Origin of the sequence: Mariprofundus micogutta, from assembly GCF_001895085.1 — a bacterium.
Lineage (GTDB): Bacteria > Pseudomonadota > Zetaproteobacteria > Mariprofundales > Mariprofundaceae > Mariprofundus > Mariprofundus micogutta.
Genome location: NZ_BDFD01000008.1, coordinates 11,353 through 31,336, shown reverse-complemented (window position 1 = coordinate 31,336; position 19,984 = coordinate 11,353). Strand labels below are relative to the sequence as shown.

At 51.1% G+C, this 19,984-nt stretch carries 18 protein-coding genes and 1 other RNA gene; 11 read left to right on the top strand and 8 right to left on the bottom strand.

What is annotated here, in order from left to right; translation table 11 throughout:
- Positions 1-50: 50 nt before the first annotated feature.
- The 3 genes from nfo to MMIC_RS05715 are packed head-to-tail and all read left to right on the top strand — an operon-like array spanning position 51 to position 3,059.
- Positions 51-896, top strand: coding sequence for a deoxyribonuclease IV (gene nfo / locus MMIC_RS05725; protein ID WP_072659509.1), 846 nt, complete (start codon positions 51-53; stop codon positions 894-896).
- A gap of 10 nt (positions 897-906) precedes the next feature.
- The gene (trmFO, locus tag MMIC_RS05720; protein WP_072659508.1) at positions 907-2,256 is read left to right on the top strand and encodes a methylenetetrahydrofolate--tRNA-(uracil(54)-C(5))-methyltransferase (FADH(2)-oxidizing) TrmFO; all 1,350 of its coding nucleotides are present in this window, start codon (positions 907-909) and stop codon (positions 2,254-2,256) included.
- Positions 2,241-3,059: a hypothetical protein gene (locus MMIC_RS05715; RefSeq protein WP_072659507.1), complete on the top strand. Its 819-nt coding sequence runs from the start codon at positions 2,241-2,243 to the stop codon at positions 3,057-3,059. Before trmFO ends, MMIC_RS05715 begins: the two co-directional genes overlap by 16 nt.
- Here MMIC_RS05715 and MMIC_RS05710 read toward each other — a convergent pair.
- The 7 genes from MMIC_RS05710 to MMIC_RS05680 all read right to left on the bottom strand — a co-directional run bounded on the left by MMIC_RS05710 (position 3,039) and on the right by MMIC_RS05680 (position 7,724).
- Positions 3,039-3,758 carry a hypothetical protein gene (locus tag MMIC_RS05710; RefSeq protein WP_072659506.1) on the bottom strand — a complete coding sequence of 240 codons (720 nt, stop codon included), beginning with the start codon at positions 3,756-3,758 and terminating at the stop codon, positions 3,039-3,041. The genes MMIC_RS05715 and MMIC_RS05710 overlap by 21 nt on opposite strands.
- Positions 3,758-4,312, bottom strand: a complete 555-nt coding sequence (locus MMIC_RS05705; protein ID WP_072659505.1) for a CDP-alcohol phosphatidyltransferase family protein — start codon at positions 4,310-4,312, stop codon at positions 3,758-3,760. Before MMIC_RS05705 ends, MMIC_RS05710 begins: the two co-directional genes overlap by 1 nt.
- Positions 4,313-4,319: 7 nt before the next feature.
- Positions 4,320-4,973 carry a hypothetical protein gene (locus MMIC_RS05700; RefSeq protein ID WP_072659504.1) on the bottom strand — a complete coding sequence of 218 codons (654 nt, stop codon included), beginning with the start codon at positions 4,971-4,973 and terminating at the stop codon, positions 4,320-4,322.
- On the bottom strand, positions 4,973-5,509 hold the full coding sequence (locus tag MMIC_RS05695; protein WP_072659503.1) for a ClpXP protease specificity-enhancing factor SspB: 537 nt from the start codon (positions 5,507-5,509) through the stop codon (positions 4,973-4,975). Before MMIC_RS05695 ends, MMIC_RS05700 begins: the two co-directional genes overlap by 1 nt.
- 57 nt (positions 5,510-5,566) lie before the next feature.
- Positions 5,567-5,944: RNase P RNA component class A (gene rnpB, locus MMIC_RS05690), an RNA gene on the bottom strand.
- A 164-nt stretch (positions 5,945-6,108) separates the two neighbouring features.
- Positions 6,109-6,675 carry a DUF2799 domain-containing protein gene (locus MMIC_RS05685; RefSeq protein WP_171966468.1) on the bottom strand — a complete coding sequence of 189 codons (567 nt, stop codon included), beginning with the start codon at positions 6,673-6,675 and terminating at the stop codon, positions 6,109-6,111.
- A 197-nt stretch (positions 6,676-6,872) separates the two neighbouring features.
- Entirely contained in the window at positions 6,873-7,724 is an 852-nt protein-coding gene (locus MMIC_RS05680) for a 50S ribosomal protein L11 methyltransferase (protein ID WP_072659501.1), read from the bottom strand.
- A gap of 88 nt (positions 7,725-7,812) precedes the next feature.
- On the opposite strand from MMIC_RS05680, the gene MMIC_RS05675 reads away from it, so the two are divergent.
- The 8 genes from MMIC_RS05675 (at position 7,813) to MMIC_RS05640 (ending at position 15,299) form a co-directional block, all read left to right on the top strand.
- Entirely contained in the window at positions 7,813-8,508 is a 696-nt protein-coding gene (locus tag MMIC_RS05675; RefSeq protein WP_072659500.1) for a ferredoxin reductase domain-containing protein, read from the top strand.
- Between the two features lie 4 nt (positions 8,509-8,512).
- Positions 8,513-8,983, top strand: a complete 471-nt coding sequence (gene ruvX, locus MMIC_RS05670) for a Holliday junction resolvase RuvX (protein ID WP_227819382.1) — start codon at positions 8,513-8,515, stop codon at positions 8,981-8,983.
- Positions 8,980-9,489, top strand: coding sequence for a bifunctional pyr operon transcriptional regulator/uracil phosphoribosyltransferase PyrR (pyrR, locus tag MMIC_RS05665; RefSeq protein WP_072659498.1), 510 nt, complete (start codon positions 8,980-8,982; stop codon positions 9,487-9,489). Before ruvX ends, pyrR begins: the two co-directional genes overlap by 4 nt.
- Positions 9,489-10,487, top strand: coding sequence for an aspartate carbamoyltransferase catalytic subunit (locus MMIC_RS05660; RefSeq protein WP_072659497.1), 999 nt, complete (start codon positions 9,489-9,491; stop codon positions 10,485-10,487). The genes pyrR and MMIC_RS05660 overlap by 1 nt, the downstream gene beginning before the upstream one ends.
- A complete protein-coding gene (locus MMIC_RS05655; protein ID WP_072659496.1) occupies positions 10,484-11,773 on the top strand; it encodes a dihydroorotase in 1,290 nt (429 codons plus the stop codon). Before MMIC_RS05660 ends, MMIC_RS05655 begins: the two co-directional genes overlap by 4 nt.
- On the top strand, positions 11,766-12,638 hold the full coding sequence (locus tag MMIC_RS05650; RefSeq protein ID WP_072659495.1) for a dihydroorotate dehydrogenase electron transfer subunit: 873 nt from the start codon (positions 11,766-11,768) through the stop codon (positions 12,636-12,638). Before MMIC_RS05655 ends, MMIC_RS05650 begins: the two co-directional genes overlap by 8 nt.
- The gene (locus MMIC_RS05645) at positions 12,635-13,177 is read left to right on the top strand and encodes a DUF924 family protein (protein ID WP_072659494.1); all 543 of its coding nucleotides are present in this window, start codon (positions 12,635-12,637) and stop codon (positions 13,175-13,177) included. Before MMIC_RS05650 ends, MMIC_RS05645 begins: the two co-directional genes overlap by 4 nt.
- Positions 13,178-13,277: 100 nt before the next feature.
- Positions 13,278-15,299, top strand: a complete 2,022-nt coding sequence (locus MMIC_RS05640) for a PAS domain-containing hybrid sensor histidine kinase/response regulator (protein ID WP_072659493.1) — start codon at positions 13,278-13,280, stop codon at positions 15,297-15,299.
- A gap of 37 nt (positions 15,300-15,336) precedes the next feature.
- Here the strand turns inward: MMIC_RS05640 and MMIC_RS05635 are convergent, their stop codons facing one another.
- Positions 15,337-19,905 carry an NAD-glutamate dehydrogenase domain-containing protein gene (locus MMIC_RS05635; RefSeq protein WP_072659492.1) on the bottom strand — a complete coding sequence of 1,523 codons (4,569 nt, stop codon included), beginning with the start codon at positions 19,903-19,905 and terminating at the stop codon, positions 15,337-15,339.
- Positions 19,906-19,984: the final 79 nt, after the last annotated feature.

Below are 19,984 nucleotides of genomic sequence, written 5' to 3'. Positions count from 1 at the left end.
AATCAGCAGCTCCTTATGATTCGCCAGAGTTCGAGTCAGGGAGTATTACATTGAAATATGTAGGAGCACATACCAGTGCGGCAGGCGGCGTTGAAAATGCACCGCTACGGGCTATGGAAATCGGGGCGCGGGCATTTGCACTGTTCACCAAAAATCAACGTCAGTGGAATGCGAGACCACTGTCAGCGGAGAGTATCTCTGCATTCAAGACTAATCTGAATAAGGCGGATATCAAACCGGAGCATGTGTTGCCGCATGACAGCTATCTGATCAATCTGGGTCACCCTGAAGAAGAGCCTCTGACCAAATCACGTCATGCATTTCTTGATGAGATGCAGCGCTGTGAGCAATTGGGGCTGCCTCTGTTGAACTTTCATCCGGGCTCGCATCTGAAAAAGATAGATGAGGCCGATTGTTTGAAACGCGTTGCAGAATCGATTAACTGGACACTGGATCAGACTGAAGGTGTCACGGCAGTGATTGAGAATACCAGTGGTCAGGGCAGTAATCTGGGTTTCCGCTTTGAGCACCTGGCTGCGATCATTGAAGGTGTCGAAGACAAGTCACGCGTTGGTGTATGTATTGATACCTGCCATACCTTTACTGCCGGTTACGATCTTCGCACGATGGAAGATTGTGAGAGGACATTTGGTGCGTTCGATGCGCTGGTCGGTTTTGAATATTTGCGCGGCATGCATCTGAACGGCTCGAAGGCAACATTTGCATCGCGAGTGGACAGGCACCACTCATTAACTCAGGGAGAGTTGGGTTTGGATGTATTCCGTTTTATTATGAATCATGATGCTTTCAATGATATTCCGATGGTGCTGGAGACGATAGATGAAACGATCTGGCCGGAAGAGATCCAGCTTCTTTATTCCCTGATTGAAGCATAGATTCGCTGACATGAATGATACCTCTTCCACAACTCAAACAGTTACTATTATCGGTGCTGGGCTGGCCGGTTCCGAAGCAGCATGGCAACTGGCCAAACGCGGTGTGCCTGTGCGCTTGCATGAAATGCGGCCGGTTAAAATGACTCCAGCGCATAATACGGGCAATTGTGCCGAACTGGTCTGCTCCAATACTTTTCGTGCCGATCATCTGGAAAATGCAGTGGGATTGCTACATGAAGAGATGCGTCGCATGGATTCGCTGATTATGAACTGCGGTGATCAGGCGCGTATTCCTGCAGGCACTGCTTTAGCCGTAGATCGTGAGCAGTTTTCCAGCATGGTGACGGCGGCACTGAAGGCTGAACCTCTGATAGAATTTATTGAAGGCGAAGTTACTGAAATTCCGACCGAGGGACTGGTGCTGATTGCTTCGGGGCCACTCACTTCGGATGCCCTGTATGAACAGATCCAGGAGCTGACAGGTGAAGACCGCCTCTGCTTTTTCGATGCCATTGCGCCGGTGCTTGATGCCGAAACGATCAATATGGATATCTGTTACTGGAAAAACCGCTATGATAAAAATGTAGAAGAGGGTGAGGCCGGTGATTATCTCAACTGCCCTATGGATGCCGGGCAGTATAAGGCTTTTATTAAAGAGCTGGTGGATGCTGAGAAGGTCGCATTCAAGGAGTTTGAAGATATTCCCTTTTTCGAAGGTTGTATGCCGATTGAGGAGATGGCTGAGCGTGGTGAAGATACGCCACGTTTCGGGCCGATGAAACCTGTCGGTCTGGATCATCCGGAGACTGGAGAGAAAGCTTATGCTGTGGTGCAGATGCGTCGTGATAATCGCATGGGCTCATTGCTGAATATGGTCGGATTCCAGACCAAAATGACGTATGGTGAGCAGAAGCGTGTATTCAGCATGATTCCCGGTCTGGAGAATGCCGAATTCTTCCGGCTCGGTTCCCTGCATCGGAACACCTTTATCAAATCTCCTGATCTGCTTGATGGAACACTAAGATTGAAGTCAGACCCGCGAGTTTTATTTGCCGGCCAGATTACCGGTGTGGAAGGTTATGTTGAATCGGCTTCCATGGGACTGATGGCAGGACGTTTCCTTGCCGCGATGGCGAAAGGCGAGACACCGGAAGCTCCACCGGAGAATACAGCTCATGGTGCACTTCTGGCTCATATTTCGCAGAGCCGAACATCAGATTTTCAGCCGATGAATATCAATTTCGGGCTGCTACCACCGGGTAAGAAACGCGAAGGTAAACGTCGCTTCTCAAGAGCTGAACGCAGACGTTCCGTTTCCGACCGTGCCCTTGAAGCACTGGATGAATGGTTAAACATCTAATCCTGATTCTGGCACTGCTGATCTCAGCAGTGTCGACGCAGGCGCGAGAAATTTCTCAAGCCGAACTGCAACAGATCGCAGAGCTGGTTTTCCAGAATGAGTGTGCGGCGAAAGAGAGCTGCCTGACCTCGTGGAACAGAGGTGAGGAGTTTGCCTCTCTGGGTATCGGCCATTTTATCTGGTATCCGGCAGGGGTAGAGAAATCCTTTCAGGAAAGCTTTCCTGCATTGATGCAGTTTATGGTTCTGCGGGGAGAGGACTTACCTGACTGGTTGAGTATGAATCCCTTGCAGCCTAACCCGTGGCAGAGTCGCGCACAGTTTTTATCCGCATCTGATGCTCAGGATATGAAAGTTCTGCGTCAGTTTCTGAGGGATACAAAGCCACTGCAGGCTGAATTTATGCAGCAGCGTTTATCAGCCAGCCTGCCCAAACTGTTGCATGGACTGGGAGAGGCTGCACGTGCACATATAAGCGCCCAGTTCGAGAGAGTGGCAGAATCCCCGATGGGTATGTATGTGCTGATGGATTATGTGAACTTCAAAGGTGAAGGCATAGCTTTGAATGAGCGCTATCAGGGTATGGGCTGGGGATTACTGCAGGTGCTGGGTAACATGTCCGGTGAGCAGCCGGGGCTGGATGCAATTAAAGCATTTGCGCAATCTGCAGATCAGATGCTCACCCGCCGCGTTTCACTGTCGCCGCCGGCTCGTCACGAAGCCCGCTGGCTTCCCGGTTGGCGCAAACGCCTTGCAACTTATGAAAAAGAGAGTCGGATCTTATTAAATAAGTCTGGGCTGTAACTCTGCGGCGATGCGTATCAGCTGCTGTTTGACCCAGGCAGGACCCGGTTTGTGTTTTTGTTCAAATGAGAGCTGTTCCAGCTCCTTGAGAGCGGGCATCAGTATATCCAGCTGCCTTGGCAGATAGGTCAGCATAGCCTGTAAAACCTGTTCGCGAATATCCCATTGCAGTGTGCTGACACCACTACGCAGGATCATCAATAACTCATCATCTCTTGCCGGTGTATGCATCATGAGCTGGTCCATGGCACGCAGTCGTGATGAGAGTTCAGGCGGCAATGTTTCGATGTCACCGCGCCAGGCGATGATGACCGGGCGTTGCAGGTCACGGGCACGCTCAAGCGTGTGGAATAACGCATGTGCAACGGCAACCGGCATGGCTCCGGCAGAAACATCCAGCATCCACATGGCATGGCTTTCCAGTGTCTGCATCCACTGCTGTACCATCTGCCATGACGTCGACTCTTCCCTGTGCTGTACATCGAGCAGGGCAATGGTGTTCTGCTCGGCAGCGAAGCTACGTAGCAGATGCGTTTTTCCTGCGGCCAAATCGGAGCTCAACCAGATATTGCCGCCATGCACAGACCACAGGGCCAGGCGATTACAGGCAGATTCAACACCGGCATGTCGTACCCATGTTCCATATTCGTAGTTGGCAGGCAGGTCCAGCTGCAGTCTTAACTGACTTTTTGTAGTCATTAATTATCTTCGGCTGTGACGGCTTTGCGCATCCAGACAATCATATACTGGGCGCCGGAGATACAAGTGAAGGCAAATGTTGCCCATAAGGTCGATTGCAGCAGCAGGGCCGGGATGCCCCAGGCCATATCGGCAAGTACGACTAGTACCAGCATGATCTGCAGGAAGGTGGTGATTTTAGAGGCAATCGTAGGTGTCATTTCCAGATTGTGTGTGACCAGTTCATAGGCCAGAGCGCCGACCATAATGACCAGGTCGCGGAAGATCACAGCCAGAAACACGTATGCAGGGATCTGTTCAATAAAATAGAGTGTCACGATAGTGCTGATCAGCATCAATTTATCAGCCAGGGGGTCCATGAATGCACCAACATTGCTGCGTTGATTGAAATAACGTGCAATGGCGCCATCGAGAAGATCAGTCAGCCCTGCAACCCCCATCAAAATCAGCGCCAAAATGGCCTCACCCTCAATAATGGCGTAAACGATGAACGGCGTGATAAAGATACGCGCCAGCGTCAGCATATTGGGGATGTTTAAAATGCGATCATTCATTTTGGCTTTAACGCGCGACCCAGCCTTCAATGGTCGGGGATAAAGTAAGTCCACGACGCTTGAACCACAGTGTCAGCCACTGGTCATCGGACCCGTTCAGGCGCAGACGATACTGCTGGCCGTCACGGTTCACCTGTCTGAGTGAGAGGTCAGCGATGCGAGGCTCACGCTTCAGATCTTCTTCAAACAGAACCTGTTCAGGCAGTGATGCATGGCGATGAACCATCAGAATAAGATATGCACCCTTAGCAACAGCTGCTATCGGTTCTGACATTGTCGTTTCTGTCTGCATTTGAGCTACAGGCTCTGCCGGATCGTCAAATGATGGAATATTATTGGATTTCAACCAGGCGAAAACGCGCTTGGCATTGAAAGTGATGGTTACACCCTCTGGTGTGGGGGTGGCTCGTTTCAGGAAGCGTACCGCTTTCACCTTTTTTGGGATCTGATTCTGCGCGTAATCAGGGACGATGCGGAACCAGAGTTTTGGCAGTGCCATATCGGCTGCCGCACGCACATCACGATGCAGGTCTTGTACGGTAATGCCTCTGTTTTCATCCGGCAGCACTTTAAACACCATGCGCGGGTCTGTATCTGCATGGGCTGTGAAACTGGCCAGTAATAGTGTGAGTATCAGGGTAATACGTAGAAAATATGACATTATTTTACCACTCTCAGGTGGTTGGTTTTACGCCCTTTCGGTTCATCGTCATCGCTTGCTTTAGCGCCGCCATCAATCACCGTGATCGTGGATGTTACAGCACCATCACTTTCGGGTGTTTCCTCTGCGTGTGCTGCTTTTGCCTGATGCAACTCCTCAATGCTTTCTTCTGACATATTACTGCGAACAGCCTGAACAATAGCCCTGATCATTTCCGGCACAGAGTCATCCCAGATGATGCCCTGCTCAAGATCTCCCTCAGGCAGATAAGCAGCCCAGATTGTGTGCATGGGAATCTGACAGGCGTATACCTGTCCTGAAAATGAGAAGTCGGAATCAATACGGTCATCATTGATGTGTATCATCTGCGGCATGCGTACGTTGAGTACGAGACGCAAAGCGGGATCACCTTTGAGGTGATCAGGCAGTTGTACATCATCGTTGGTCGCATCAACGACAATGTAGATGCGTCCATGTTTATTGAAATATTCGCGCAGCTGTTTTGCTTTGGCTGCATCAGAGAAGCTTAAACTCATATCTGTTCCTCGATCTTCATCGTTTGGCGAGCCTAACGGTAATCGAACAAAGATAAAATACGGAGTGGCCCTGTAAGCCGGGTTTTGTCTCCGGATCGTTACCGATCCGGGTAATGGTCATTCATCTAGGCCTGCCATTGCTGACAGGCTCGAGCAGCCTACCCGGAAGCAAACGTGGACCACGCTTGGCGCTTCCCTATTTGGCCTTGCTGCAGACGGGGTTTACCTATGCCCCGGCCTGTTACCAGTCCGGGCGGTGCGCTCTTACCACACCTTTTCACCCTTACCAGCGGCTTACTAAGAAACGGCTGGCGGTTATTCTCTGTGGCACTTTCCCAGGGTCGCCCCTGCCGGCCGTTAACCGGCGTCTTGTCCTGTTGCAGCCCGGACTTTCCTCGGCAGAAATACATCTGACGCGACCATCCGGACCACTCCGCGCCGCGTAGTGTAGTCCTGACGCGAATATAGTCACGAAGCAGGGATGCCCGATTGGGCACGAGTTCCAGAAATTAGCTTTGAATGTCAGCGAACGCTTTTGCTGGCATTCGACTCCTGTTCGGATTCGGTCGCGCAGTAAGAGCGTTTCCGGCGTAATCGTATTACCTGAGGTATAGTTCTCGTTGACGAGCCATGGAGAGGCGTTTCATCAGTTGATGGATTCTCTTCTCAAGCCGATCATGTTCATTATCGTGCTCTTTGACCTCTTTTTTTAGTTCTGCACGGTCACTCTCGGATGTCGCTCTGGAAAGCTGTCTTGAATACCGGTTGAGTTCTCTTTCGTTTGTATCGTATTCCCATTGTGTTTCATCCAGCAGGGTTTCCAGCCCCTCTCTGTAGCCGGCAACAAAATCGATTTCAAGTTCAGCAGGGCATACCCGATTGTATTCAGTGCCGCGTCTGCCCAGCGAGAAACCTGATGCCGCAGTGCAATAGTTGCGAATGCCATGCTTCCAGCCTTGCATATATTCGATTTGATTCACTGCTATCCCGTATTCTTCACATGCACTGTTGTGATTGTTGATGCGCGAGGTCTGCTTTCCGCTGCTGCCATCCTGATGGCCTATATGATACCAGTCACCTTGCATACATTGTTCTTTATCGAGTGATGCGCAGCCCATAAGTACGAATGGCACGATGCACATAGACAATAATAGAATTCTTTTCATCATCGCTCCTGATTACCCCTTCCTGATCGTTTCATTATGCTCAGAAAGGTATTTGTTGCTATCACTTCAGCGATGGGATCTTTGCGCCCTTCATCGCAATAAATTCGATCTTTGGATTAACTCTGAAGCCATCAACGCCAATATGTTCTAAATGGCTGTATTCGCATGAGAGCGTCGAAATCAGTTGTCCGGCAAATCTATTTGCTTATGAATTCGACAGAAGCCCAGTCGCCTTGTGCATCGCGGCGAATTTCGCTGAGTCCCTCTGCAATGTAGGCCGCAGCTACATCATCGACCTGTTCGACGAGCAGGCCGGATAGAATCAGGCGGTTTTTCACACATGCTGCTAACTCTTTGGCCATCCATACCAGCGGGGCGGCTAAAATATTGGCGACCACCAGATCAAACTGTTCTGTCGGTGGAGTATCATCCAGTTTTGCTTCCAGTATCACACCATTGATGGCGGCATTGGTCAGGCATGCCTCGACCGACTCCTCTTCCATATCGATGGCCAGCGCAGGCCCTGAACCCAGTTTCAGCGCTGCAATAGCCAGAATGCCGGAGCCAGCCCCCATATCGAGCAGGTTTTCCGGTGCAGATTTGCTACAGATACGCTCCACGGCTTCCAGGCAGAGCTGAGTTGTTGGGTGTGTACCCGTGCCGAATGCCATGCCCGGGTCTAGTACGATATCTGTATGGCCCTCTGTTGACTTCTCGCAGAATGACGGGCGTACCCACAGGTTTTTTCCGATTGGCATGCCGTGCCAGTCTTTTTGCCATGCCGTTTCCCAATTCTGCTGCTCCAGTGTATTCAGGGTGATCGAAGACTCTTTTACACCGGTTTCTGTTACCGCATGAAAAATATTTTGTCTGGTGGCTGCTTCATCTTCTCCACAATCAAACCAGGCAATCTGAACGGTCTGCTTTGAATCAATATCAGTTTCTTCAGCAATTCCAAGTGAATCCAGCGATTCAGCCAGGGCCTCAAAGGCTTCATGTTCAACCAGACTTGCAGCAATCCGCAATTCCAGACATTTTGATGCTTGCATCTTTGGCTCCTATTCTGTCCAATACAGACCCTTTCTCGAACAAGGATCCGGAGGTCCGTTTCCAGTGCAGCACTCTTCTACATATCGCATGCGGGTAAAGAAAAATATCCGCGTGACCGCCCCGGATTGTGCCGATACGGTAAATCTGCTTGCGCTTGAGCCGGTATATGGTGAAACACTGCAGCCATTTATGCCGGGTCAGTTTGTACGCATCGGTATACCTAAGCTGAATGAGCCGGCTCCGGGTTATTTTGCCATCGCATCATGCCCTGAACGCCCTGATTCGTACGAATTCTTCGTCAAAAATGCAGGGCCGCTTTCAGCATATCTGTGTGATATCAATGAAGGCACCGAGTTGGAAATAGAAGGCCCGATGGGAAAAGGTTTCGATCTTTCTGCCTTTAAGGGGAGCGATGTTTATCTTGTAGGTGTGGGTACCGGCATCGCGCCATTGCGTACAGTTTGGCAGGATATTATTCATCATCGTGAGGATTACGGCAAAGTCACGATTTATGCCGGTTTTCTGACTTCCATGCACCAGCTACTCACCGATGAACTGGAAGAATTGTCCAGACACGATATTGAAGTTTCAGTGACGCTGGAGATAGGCCACGAGAGCTGGGATGGGCCGATCGGATATGTGCAACATGCGCTGGAGGCCGATGCGCCGGATGGCACCAATGCGGTGGCCTGTCTGGCAGGAATGAGTGCAATGGTGGACGCATGTACAGAAACGCTGCAGAATCTCGGATTTAATGACGACCGCATTCTGCTCAACCACTGATCCAGTGCTCGAGTCCCGAGCAGATAAACTCCATTCTATTCCTGAAAACTTTTCACTTCCTCTGATTGCACTCGATATCGGTATGAAACGTATCGGTGTGGCAGTCTGTGATCGCATGGCTTTTTCCTGCCGTGGAGTGACCTGTCTGCATCGTAAAGATCAGGGCTGGCCACAGCAGTTCATTAAACTGGTTCGCGAGTACGGCTCCAAAGGAATTGTTGCGGGATTGCCAATGAATATGGATGGCAGTGAAGGTGTACAGGCTGCCGATGCGCGTGCTGCAGTGAAAGAGCTTGAACGATTCTGCAAACTTCCGGTTCTGTTTCAGGATGAACGCCTGTCGACCTGGACCGCGAAAGAGCGTCTGTATGAACAGGGGTTGAATGAGAAAAAGGTGAAAGAGAAACTCGATCAGACTGCTGCGGCGGTGATTCTGGAAGACTTTCTTTTCGCCCACCCGGAGTTAAAGGCATGACAGATAGTATTCTGTTCGATCAGCAGACAGTAGAAGCTGCACTAAACCGGATGGCAGACGCCATGCTTGCTGACGAGGTCCATCTGGTTGGTATTCACAGCGGTGGTGCCAAAGTAGCAGATGCAATTGAGCAGCGTCTGGAGCAAAATGGCAGTTCAGTCTGCCGTGGCAACCTTGATATCAGTTTCTATCGTGATGATCTGGATACCATCGGTCCTAATCCCGAAGTGCGCCCGAGTGAGTTGCCGTTTGATGTTGCCGGCAAAGATGTCTGGCTGGTGGATGATGTGCTCTACACCGGCAGGACGATACGTGCAGCCATGGATGAGATTTTCGATTATGGGCGCCCGGCCTCCATTCGGCTGGCTGTTCTGGTGGATCGTGGTGGCCGGCAACTGCCGATTGCCGCACAGTGTGCAGGGCTGAGCCATCAGGCTCCGAAAAACTGTACGGTGGAACTGGTGACAGAAGGGGCATGGATAATAGAGCAGAGGCAGGTGAAATAATGCGACCACTGAAACATCTGTTCGGCATAGCCGATCTCGACAGGGAACAGATAGAATATCTAGTGAATCTTGGCGACTCTTTTATTGAGATTAACCGCCGTCCTCTGAAAAAGGCCCCGACTTTGCGCGGTAAAACCATCATCAACCTCTTTTTTGAAAATTCGACACGCACACGTACCAGCTTCGAGTTGGCCGGTAAAAGGCTATCGGCCGATGTTATCAATATCTCTGCATCAACCAGTGCTACTAAAAAAGGTGAGACCCTGCTTGATACAGGTCAGACACTGGCTGCCATGCAGCCGCATGTGCTGGTTATTCGCCATTCACTGGCAGGCACTTGTGAATTTCTGGCTGACTATCTGCCCGACACCTCACTGGTCAATGCCGGCGATGGGGCCCATGAACACCCTACCCAGGTCCTTACCGATCTGCTGACATTAAAACAGCATTGGGGAACCCCTGAAGGCAAAGTCATTACCATCGTTGGTGATATCGCCCATTCACGCGTTGCACGCTCGCATCTGCTGGCAGCAAAGATTCTGGGTTATAAAATGCGCGTAGTCGCACCGAAAACGCTGCTTCCTGCTCAGATCGAACGATACGGCTGTGAGGTTTACCATAATTTTGATGAGGCACTTCCGGGCAGCGATGCAGTTTATATGTTGCGTGTGCAGACTGAGCGATTGACCGATAACTGTGCTTTCCCCTCCATTCGCGAATATCATGAAACCTACGGCTTGAATGGAAAACGTCTGAACGCAGCGGGTCCCGATTGTATAGTCATGCATCCCGGCCCCATGAATCGCGGTGTGGAAATCTCTACGGATGTTGCTGATTCGGTGAAGAGTCATGTGTTGCAGCAGGTAGAGCACGGTGTAGCCGTGCGTATGGCAGTGCTGGCGGCACTGTGCGGAGGCCAGACGGAAGAGAAAAAGAAGGCAGGCAGCCGAAAACAGTTGTCTGATGAAGCGATGCAGGCACAGAGGACACTGTTATGAGCGGCACACTGCTGATAAAAAACGGACACCTGATCGATCCCGCCAATGGTATCGATGCAACAGCCGACTTATGGATTAGAGATGGCAAAGTTGCTGCTGTAGGTAACTATAATGGCACGGCTGATGAAGAAATTGATGCGAGTGGCAAAATCGTTTGTCCGGGCCTGATTGATATGCATGTGCATCTGCGCGAACCCGGTCAGGAGTGGAAAGAGGATATTGAATCAGGTTCCCGCGCCGCGGTGGCCGGTGGAGTGACTTCGATCTGCTGTATGCCCAATACCGGGCCGCATATCGACCATGCAGGCATTGCGCTGCAAATCATTGCTCGCGCCAGACAGGTGAACCTCTGCAATGTGCACCCGATTGGTGCGGTAACAAAAAATCTCGATGGCAAAGAGCTGACCGAGATGCGCGAATTATCACGATCAGGTTGTGTGGCATTTTCGGATGATGGTATGCCGATCTGGCATGCAGGTGTGATGCGCAAGGCGCTCGAATATGCTTCCAGCTTTGATTTTCTGGTGATTCAGCATGCCGAGGAGAAAGAGCTGACCGCTGGTGGCGCGATTAATGAAGGCTGGATTTCCACCCAACTGGGCGTGTCAGGCATGCCGGTTGAGGGTGAGGACTCGATGATTGCACGCGATATCATGCTGACCCGCCGTGCTGATGCGCGATATCACGTGGCCCATATTTCATCGAAAGGCGGCGTGGATATGGTGCGCAAAGCGCGTGCTGAAGGTTTGAAAGTTACAACAGAAGCAGCCCCGCATCATTTTGCCCTGACCGAAGAAGAGGTGCTGGGATATAATGTTGATGCCAAAATGAGCCCGCCACTGCGAACAGAAGAAGATCGTCTGGCTGTTATCGAAGGTTTGCGCGATGGCACCATTGATGTGATCGCCACTGACCATGCTCCACATCATGAAGACGACAAACGCTGCGGCCTCTCTTGTGCTGCCTTTGGTATTGTCGGACTTGAAACCATGTTGCCTGTATCTCTGGATCTGGTTCGTGCCGGTGTGTTGAGTATGTCCGATTTGATTGCCAAAATGACCTGTAATCCAGCGCAGCTTCTGGATTTGCATGCCGGAGTGTTGAGCGAGGGGGCCGAGGCAGATGTTACGATCTTTGATCCCGATGCAACATGGACCGTGGATCGTGAAGCCATGGTCTCCAAGGGTAAAAATACACCGTGGCACGGCAAGCAGATGACCGGTCAGGTGACGCATACGTTGAAGGCGGGTCGTATTGTTTTCGCTGAAGGGGAAGTGCGTGGCTAACGAACATCGAAATACACTGTTTGAAGAGAAGGCCGAAGTTCTGGCTCACATCACACATCCGGGTGATCAGTTCGTTATGCGGGTGCGTGCTCCTAAAACAGCGGCCAAAGCAAAACCCGGGCAGTTTGTGCATCTGCGTGTATCTGATGAACGTGCGCTGCGTCGTCCGATCTCCATTATGCTCACCGATCCTGAACGTGGTACGGTGGATCTGCTGTACAAGGCGATTGGCGAGGGCACACATCTGTTGTCGGAAAGAAAAGTCGGTGATGTGGTTCCCATGCTTGGCCCGATTGGCGAACCTTTTGATCTTTCGGATGAATCGAAACGTTATGTACTGATCGGCGGCGGGGTTGGAATTCCGCCGATGATTTTTGCAGCAGATGATTTGAACGGCCGAGCGGATTGTGTGGTATTTGCCGGCTCCGAGGTGGAATTTCCGTTTGCACTGAAACCTTCCACCACGCTGCTGCCCGGCATTAATGGTAATGCCATTCTGGCGATCTCATCTCTGGAAGAGCGCGGCATTGCATCCCGTTTAGCATCCAATGCGGGTCTGTATGGCTGCTATGAAGGACATGTGCCGAATCTTGCGCGCGACTATCTGGCAGCATTAAGTGACCAGGAACGAAGTCGCTGTGTGTTGCTCTCCTGCGGCCCGCATCCGATGTTACATGCTGTAGCCAGAGTGGGTCGAGAGTTTGATCTACCGACGTATCTCAGTCTTGAAGAACATATGGCTTGCGGTCTTGGTGGATGTGCAGGCTGTGTGGTGAAGACGATTGAAGATGGTGTTGAGAAATATCGCCGTGTCTGTGTTGACGGACCGGTATTCCAGGCTGACTTGCTGCCTGAATTTGCATGAGTGGTGTGCTGGATGTAGTTGAGTTCTGGTTTGCCGAACTGGAGCCGCGCCAGTGGTGGGTCAAGGATGAGGTTCTGGATCGCGAGATAGAACAACGTTTTGGTGAACTGCATAGTGATGCGATTGCCGGTAAACTCTATCAGTGGCGAGAGGATGCAGTCGGCCGTTTGGCCGAGATCATTATCCTTGATCAGTTTTCCCGTAATATATACAGAGACAGACCTGAGGCGTTTGCCTGGGATGGAATGGCCCTGGTACTGGCGCAGGAAGCGGTACGCATGGGTGCTGATCAGGAATTCGATGCGCCGGAAAAAGCATTCTTTTACATGCCCTATATGCACAGTGAGTCCATGGCCATTCATACACAGGCTGTAAAATTGTTTGATCAGCCTGGTGTGGAATTCAATCTTGAATTCGAACTCAAGCATAAGGCCATTATTGATCGCTTTGGCCGTTATCCTCATCGCAACAGCATACTCGGGCGCGAGTCTACGCCTGAGGAATTACAGTTTCTCACCACCCCTGATTCTTCCTTTTAGTAATGATTCAGCATGGCTTTCCATGCCACTGTTTTCCTTCAATTTGGGTCTTTTTTAAAACTGTCCTATACTGATATGACTAATATGGAGGGGGTATTCCATGGAGGAGATGTTGAAGGAGGGGTGTGAGCAGGTTGACCTGCTTGCGGCTGAAACACAAAAAATTAAAGACAATCAGGCAAAATACTATCGTCTGCTCAATGCTATACATGAAGTCTATTACAGCGCTGATATCGAGGGCAACGTCACCGAAATAAGCCCCTCTATCGGCACTGTTGCCGGGTACGATTGTTCAGAAATTGTCGGCACCCCTGTGACAGCATTTTATAAACATCCGGAAGATCGCGAAAAGTTTCTTTCTGTTTTGCAGCATCAGGGTTATGTGACGGACTATGAATTGGAGCTGGTGCATAAAAAGGGATATGAAGTTCAGGTTTCAGCTAATGCTCATATGATGTTTGATGATAAAGGGCAGCTGCTCGGTGTTGAGGGCATGTTACGTGATATTACCGATCGGGTTGAACTCGAACGTGAATTAAAAACCCTGAACGAAGAGCTTGAGTTGCGTGTGGCAGAACGAACTGCTGAGCTAGAGGCCAAAAATCTGCAACTGTTGAAGTTTTCACAAGCCATTGAGCAGGCTGCTGAAGGTTTTATCATTGCTGACTGTTCAGGTCTGGTCGAATACGTTAATCCTGCATTTGAGAAGATTAATGGTTACAGCTCTGATGAAGTGATCGGTACGACGCTCTCCGTGCTTAACAGTGGCAAACATGATGCGGACTTTTTCCATGGTCTGTGGACATCGCTGCGCCAGGGAGAAACCTGGGAAGGCACGATCATTAACCGTCGTAAGGATGGTAGTGAATATCCGGCTTTGATGACGATTGTGCCGATCAAGCATGATGGTGAGATTGATTTTTATGCGGCGATTCAGCAGGACATGAGCGAGTACGAAAAGCTGGAAGCGCAGTTTCAGCAGGCTCAGAAAATGGATGCGATCGGAACTCTGGCCGGTGGCATTGCGCACGATTTCAATAATATGCTTGCCGGTATGCTGATGCATCTGTTTCTCGCCAAGCGTGATATTGCCAATACCGACAAAGCACTGGATAAGTTGAACAAGGTTGAACAGATGGGGTATCAGGCATCTGATATGCTCAAAAACCTGTTAATTTTTTCGCGCCAGGAAAGTGAAGAGCATCAGTCGCTGGATTTGAATGCCGTACTGACAGACAGTTTCCAGCTTCTGCGAATTTCCATTCCTGATCATGTGGCACTAAAACTGGATATCTGCGATGAGAAAATATCAGTGATGGGGGATATCACACAACTGCAGCAGATGCTTATGAACCTTCTGAATAATAGCAGGGATGCTTTACAGAGCAGTAGCGAAGGCCGCATCACCGTTACGCTGCAACACTGCGTGCCAGAGCCGTCATTTACGGCAAGGCATCCCGGTATAGGGGATGGGGAACTGGCTGAAATTATCGTCAGGGATAATGGCTGTGGTATTGCCGAAGAGGATCTCGCAAGGATTTTCGAACCGTTTTTCACAACCAAAGAGGTGGGGCACGGTACAGGGCTTGGCCTTGCCATGGTCTATGGCTGCATTGAAAAGCATCATGGTGTGCTTGAGGTGGAGTCTAAGCCTGATGAGGGGGCAATTTTTCATATCTACCTGCCCATTGCTCAGGAGCCGGCAGTAGCGGTTGTGCAGGAAGAGGACCGCGGGGGGTTATACGAAGGTTCTGGTGAGTTGATTCTGGTGGCCGACGATAATGATGCCGTAAGAATGGGCGTGGTTGATGCATTGGAATCACTGAATTATCGCACCGTTCAGGCCGCAGATGGGGAGCAGGCGCTTGCCTTGTTTGAAGAGCAGCCGGATTCCTTTGATATGGTACTGCTGGATATGGTGATGCCACGCATGAGTGGACGTGAACTTGCGCGCAGGGTTCGTGAGATCAAGCCTGAACTTCCCATAATTTTTACAACAGGTCACGATGCCAGTAGTGCCATTCGAGAGGTTGAGATGTTTAACAAAATGTTCGTTTGTGAGAAGCCATTCAAGCTCAAGGTGTTCTCATGGAAAATGCAGACACTGCTTAACGCCAGTTAGGCCTCTCCGAATAAGGGGCACAGGCTTATAGAGTACCTTAGCTTTTCTCTACAATCGATTCCAGGCGAGTCAGGGCAAGCAGCAGACGCATGCGCCGGATTTCCGGAGGGGATTTGTCTGGTCCGTGTGCTTGTTTAAATAGCTCGATATCCGGCCAGTGGCGGTGGTGTTTCCACAGGTTTTCACCGGCTTGTTCAAAGTGACGGCCCGGCTTTTCCAGTAACTGAGCAATAGCCCGGTTTTGTAATAGTGTAAGCCGGTGCAACCACTCCCTGCGCAGTTTATGCGCATCGTCATCAGCCCATTCAGGAGAACGTAAGGGTTGCTCCATTTCATCAATCGGCAGGATTTCAAGACAGATACGGCTGGCCTCCAGGCAACGTGATAGTGATAAATCAAGCGAAGAGGCCAGATGTACGGCGCAGGCCGATTGTGCAAGTTGCGGCATCAGGCTCAGATGGTGCAGGTGTTTTTCGTCCAGTCCGGCACTGGCAGCTGAACGGAGTGTTTCCGAATCCAATTCGGGCACTGCCAGTTTGTCGCGGAACTTGCACAGTCCTTTTTTCTGACGTTCTGCCCATTTCAAGTCCAGCTTTTCCACTGAACAGAGGCGCAAGAGATTCTCGGAAAACAGCATCAATTGCTGTTGAAGTTCATGTTGCAGGCAAGTCGCCAATTCCACATCAGTCACCTGTTGCCAGATAGCTTCGCGCAGGCTTGCCAAATCCAGCACCGTTTCGGCAATCAGCAGGGCTTCGACAATTTCACTGGTTGAAGCATTGACCATGGTCTCCAGATGGTGGACGGCACACAGGCCGATATGGTTCACCACATGATTGGCAGCCTGAGTCTGAATGATGTCGGCAGCCAGTGGGTGATTGATATACAGAGAGCCAAACTTCCGGTGCAAAGCGGCTGGAAAATAGTTCTGTAGTAGTCGAGGGGCAAAGCAACTGATGCGATGAAAATCGCCCTGTGACAGGTGGGCATGAATGCGGTTCTTTTCCTGCCCCAGGAAAATGGATAACAGTGGTCTTAAATGAATCAGGTCGTTGTTGTTGATGCCGGGGGCAGTGTTCTCATCCAGCCAGCCCTGGTTAATCAAACCGTCACGCAGTCGTTGCAGGCGAGGCGGGTAGCGGAGTGTGTCGTATTCGGAAAGGGTCAGGCAGCGTGATTGCATCAGGTTGTCGTTCAGGCATTGCTCAGTCACGGCTTCTGTCAGGCTTTCCAGCAGTTTATTACGGCGTTTGCCCTGCAGCGGGGAATCCGGAATGGATGAAAGCAGAATTTTCAGATTCACTTCGTGATCTGACATATCCACACCGGCTGAATTGTCCGTGGCATCGGTATTGATCAGGCCACCGGCAACTGCATATTCAATTCTCGATTTCTGAGTGAAACCGAGGTTGCCGCCTTCACAGACGACTCGGCAGCGCAGATCAGAGGCATTGACCCGCACGGCATTATTGACAGGGTCGCGAACCTCGGGATGGGTTTCGCTGCTTGCTTTGACATAGGTGCCAATGCCACCGTTATATAATAGATCCACTGGGGCTGAGAGTATTGCCCGGATCAGTGCTTCTCCGGATAGCGCATCTTCTTCGATTCCCAGCGCTTGGCGTACAGCCGGGGCGAGAGTGATTTGTTTGGAGCTGCGCTCAAAGATGCCACCGCCCTTGCTGATCAGCTTAGTCTCGTGCTTATCCCATCCACCAGCAGTAGCGAACAGTCGCTTGCGCTCTGCAAATGCTTTTACCGAATCCGGATTCGGATCGAGAAAAATGTGCTGGTGATTGAAAGCTGCGATCAGTTTTAATTCGGGATTGAGCAGCATGCCGTTGCCGAACACATCTCCCCCCATATCACCGATAGAGACACAGGAAACAGGGTCCCGGTAGGCATCAACGCCGAGTTTTTCGAACAGGTGAGCGGCGCATACCCAGGCACCGCGAGCCGTAATGCCGACCACTTTATGATCATAACCGTGGCGGCCACCGCTGGCGAAAGCATCATCCAGCCAGAAGCCGGCAGCCTGCGATTCATCATTGGCATCATCGGAATAACGGGCTGTACCCTTGTCAGCAGCAACAACGAAATAGGGATCATTGCGATCCTCTTCCGCGATGACCATACCTGCAGGCGGCACACTTTCTCCAGCCACCAGATTGTCAGTCAGCGCAAGCATGGTGCGAATAAATGCCCGGTACTGGGCCAGCACGAACTCAGGCCCTTTGCCACCGCGTATGACAAAGCCACCTTTGGATCCGGTTGGAACGATCTGCCCGTTTTTGACCACCTGGGTGCTCATGAGCTCCAGCACTTCGGTACGAAAATCTGAAGGCCGGTCAGAATAGCGCAGCCCGCCGCGCGCAATGGGGCCTGCCCGCAAATGCACGCCTTCAACATGTACTCCATGCACAAACAGTTCACGGAAGGGTTTTGGTTGTGGTGCAAAGCTTAGCTTGCGAGGAGCAATCTTAATTCCGATCGGTGTTCCTGTTTCGCGAATGTAGGCATTGGTGCGCAGGGATGATTCCACCAGTTCGGCGAGAGCCCGGAACCAGCGATCATCCGATAGTGAGGCAACATCGAGCATGGCTTCATGGAATGCTTTACGCGATTCGGCCAGAAATGATTCTGACATGGCCGTGATGTGGCGGGCGGCAAACAGCTGTTGCAGATATGCAGATACATTGGCGTGGCGCAGCATCATATCCGATAGCGGTAATTTGGCGGCATCCGGTAATAGTTGGATCAGGTGATTGCGTAGCGTGATCAGGATGGCAACTTCATCAATAGTCATGCGGGCCAGAACAAGCAGAGCATTGATCGGATCGTGATCGGCCTCGCCATTCAGTACCTGGGCCAGTCCGCGTCTGAGACGGGTTGCATCATCGCTGTTCAGCTGCAGTGGCGCATGGCAGGTCAGCGAGGAGATATGAATGCAGCCGCAGCCCTGTTCGGGAGCCTTGATGCATTCCGGGTCCCGGCCAAAGGGGACCAGCGACTCCTGAATAGGGTCCAGGCCGAAGGAGCGGATAATATCAACCAGATTACCCAGCGATGGTTGTTTCACCGAGTAGATGTGCAGTTCGATATCATTTTCAGTGTTTGCCCTGGATGTAACATGGACACAAGTTCTGCCATTAGCCAGTACACGCCGGCGCATCTGTACGTCCCGGATAAATTGCGCAGGCGGAAACAGGTCCTGATATAGCGATGGGATGCTGGCCAGTTCCTGCAGGGTTTCCGGAATATCGAAGAGGTTGGCATGACGCAGCACTTCGGCTTTGGCAATATCTTTCCAGAAGATGATGCTGTGGCGGATCAGCTCGTTGAGTTTTTTTCTACTGAGATTCGTTTTCTCATGCTCGACCGAAACCAGAACGATACGATGCGGGCCGATACCGAAAGATTCGTATCCATGTTGTTTGATGCCGGCCCCATCCAGAGATTCAATAATACGCTGCATGACTACGGGGCCAAAGCGATTTGCAGTGATGGCAATCAACAGGGTATCGAGATTCCCCCGCAGTGACGGGATAATTTCGGCAACCAATTGCAGGGGGTCTGCGAGATCGATGATGGCTTTCAGCGGCTCCAGCCAGTCGGATGCCCTGGTGGCGAGTAGAATACGCTTGGGAATGCGATCAAACAGTGTGCGAATTTCACGGCGGTAGAAAGCAGAATGCTGTAGCAGTGGGTCGGATGAGAGTTCACGCCAACCTGATGCCAGAATGGGCAGGTAACTGGCATTGGCGAATCGGGCGCTGCGTGAAAAGTGCCCGACAATGGTGGCATAATCCATTTGATTATCCGGTCCGGTCCAGCAGACGTGCACAACTTCAATGCTGGCCGCGCTGTAGAGGTAGTGTTGACTTGCAGTGAGGTTTGTCCATGCGACACCCGGTTCACGGGGGCGTCCAGCAGATTCAATTTCTTCCGAAAGTCCCGGAACTACCCGGTTGATCACCCGTTTGTTTTTCAATAGGCCCAGACGTTTGTTACTATGGCGGACACCGAAGTAGAGAAAGTGATTGTCATTCATCCAGTCGAGCAGCGCGGCAGCATCTGATTTTTCCGGCATCAGTCGGGCAATGCATTGGGCAACAGCTTTGCGCATATCCATGAAATCACTCACAGACAGGTCAACAGCCTGCAGAATGGCCTGGATATCCAGTCTTAATGGCTCAGGGTCGGGGGTCATGGTGGCCGAGATATGCAGGGCGATAAACATGAAATTATCTTCGTCGTGAATATCCGGATTGCGCAGTTCCAGTTCACAGCCTTCCGGGCCACAGGCCATGCGCGCTACCATGGTTTGCTGACCGATGGGCTGAATGCCCTGACGCAGTAGATATCCTTTGATTGCATCCAGATAAAAGGCCTGGTCGGGGCAGCGGATGGTGAAGATATGCCGGTACAGGTTACCGTGGCTCAGGCTGCGGGAATGCATGGCCACACGTTTGGTTTTACCCTTGGGTAGCAGGGAGAGGAAATCCTGAACCAGCGCTGCCATCAGGCGTGGTTGCACCGGATCCATTCGATGTTGACGTCGAGCCTGATCAAGCAGGTCAATGAGCTGATGGCGAAGCTGTCGCATGGTCAGAGTTTAACTCCTTTTTTGTCAGCCTGTCGATACTCAGTCGTAAAGTATAAATAATAACTGCCGGTTTGACGTT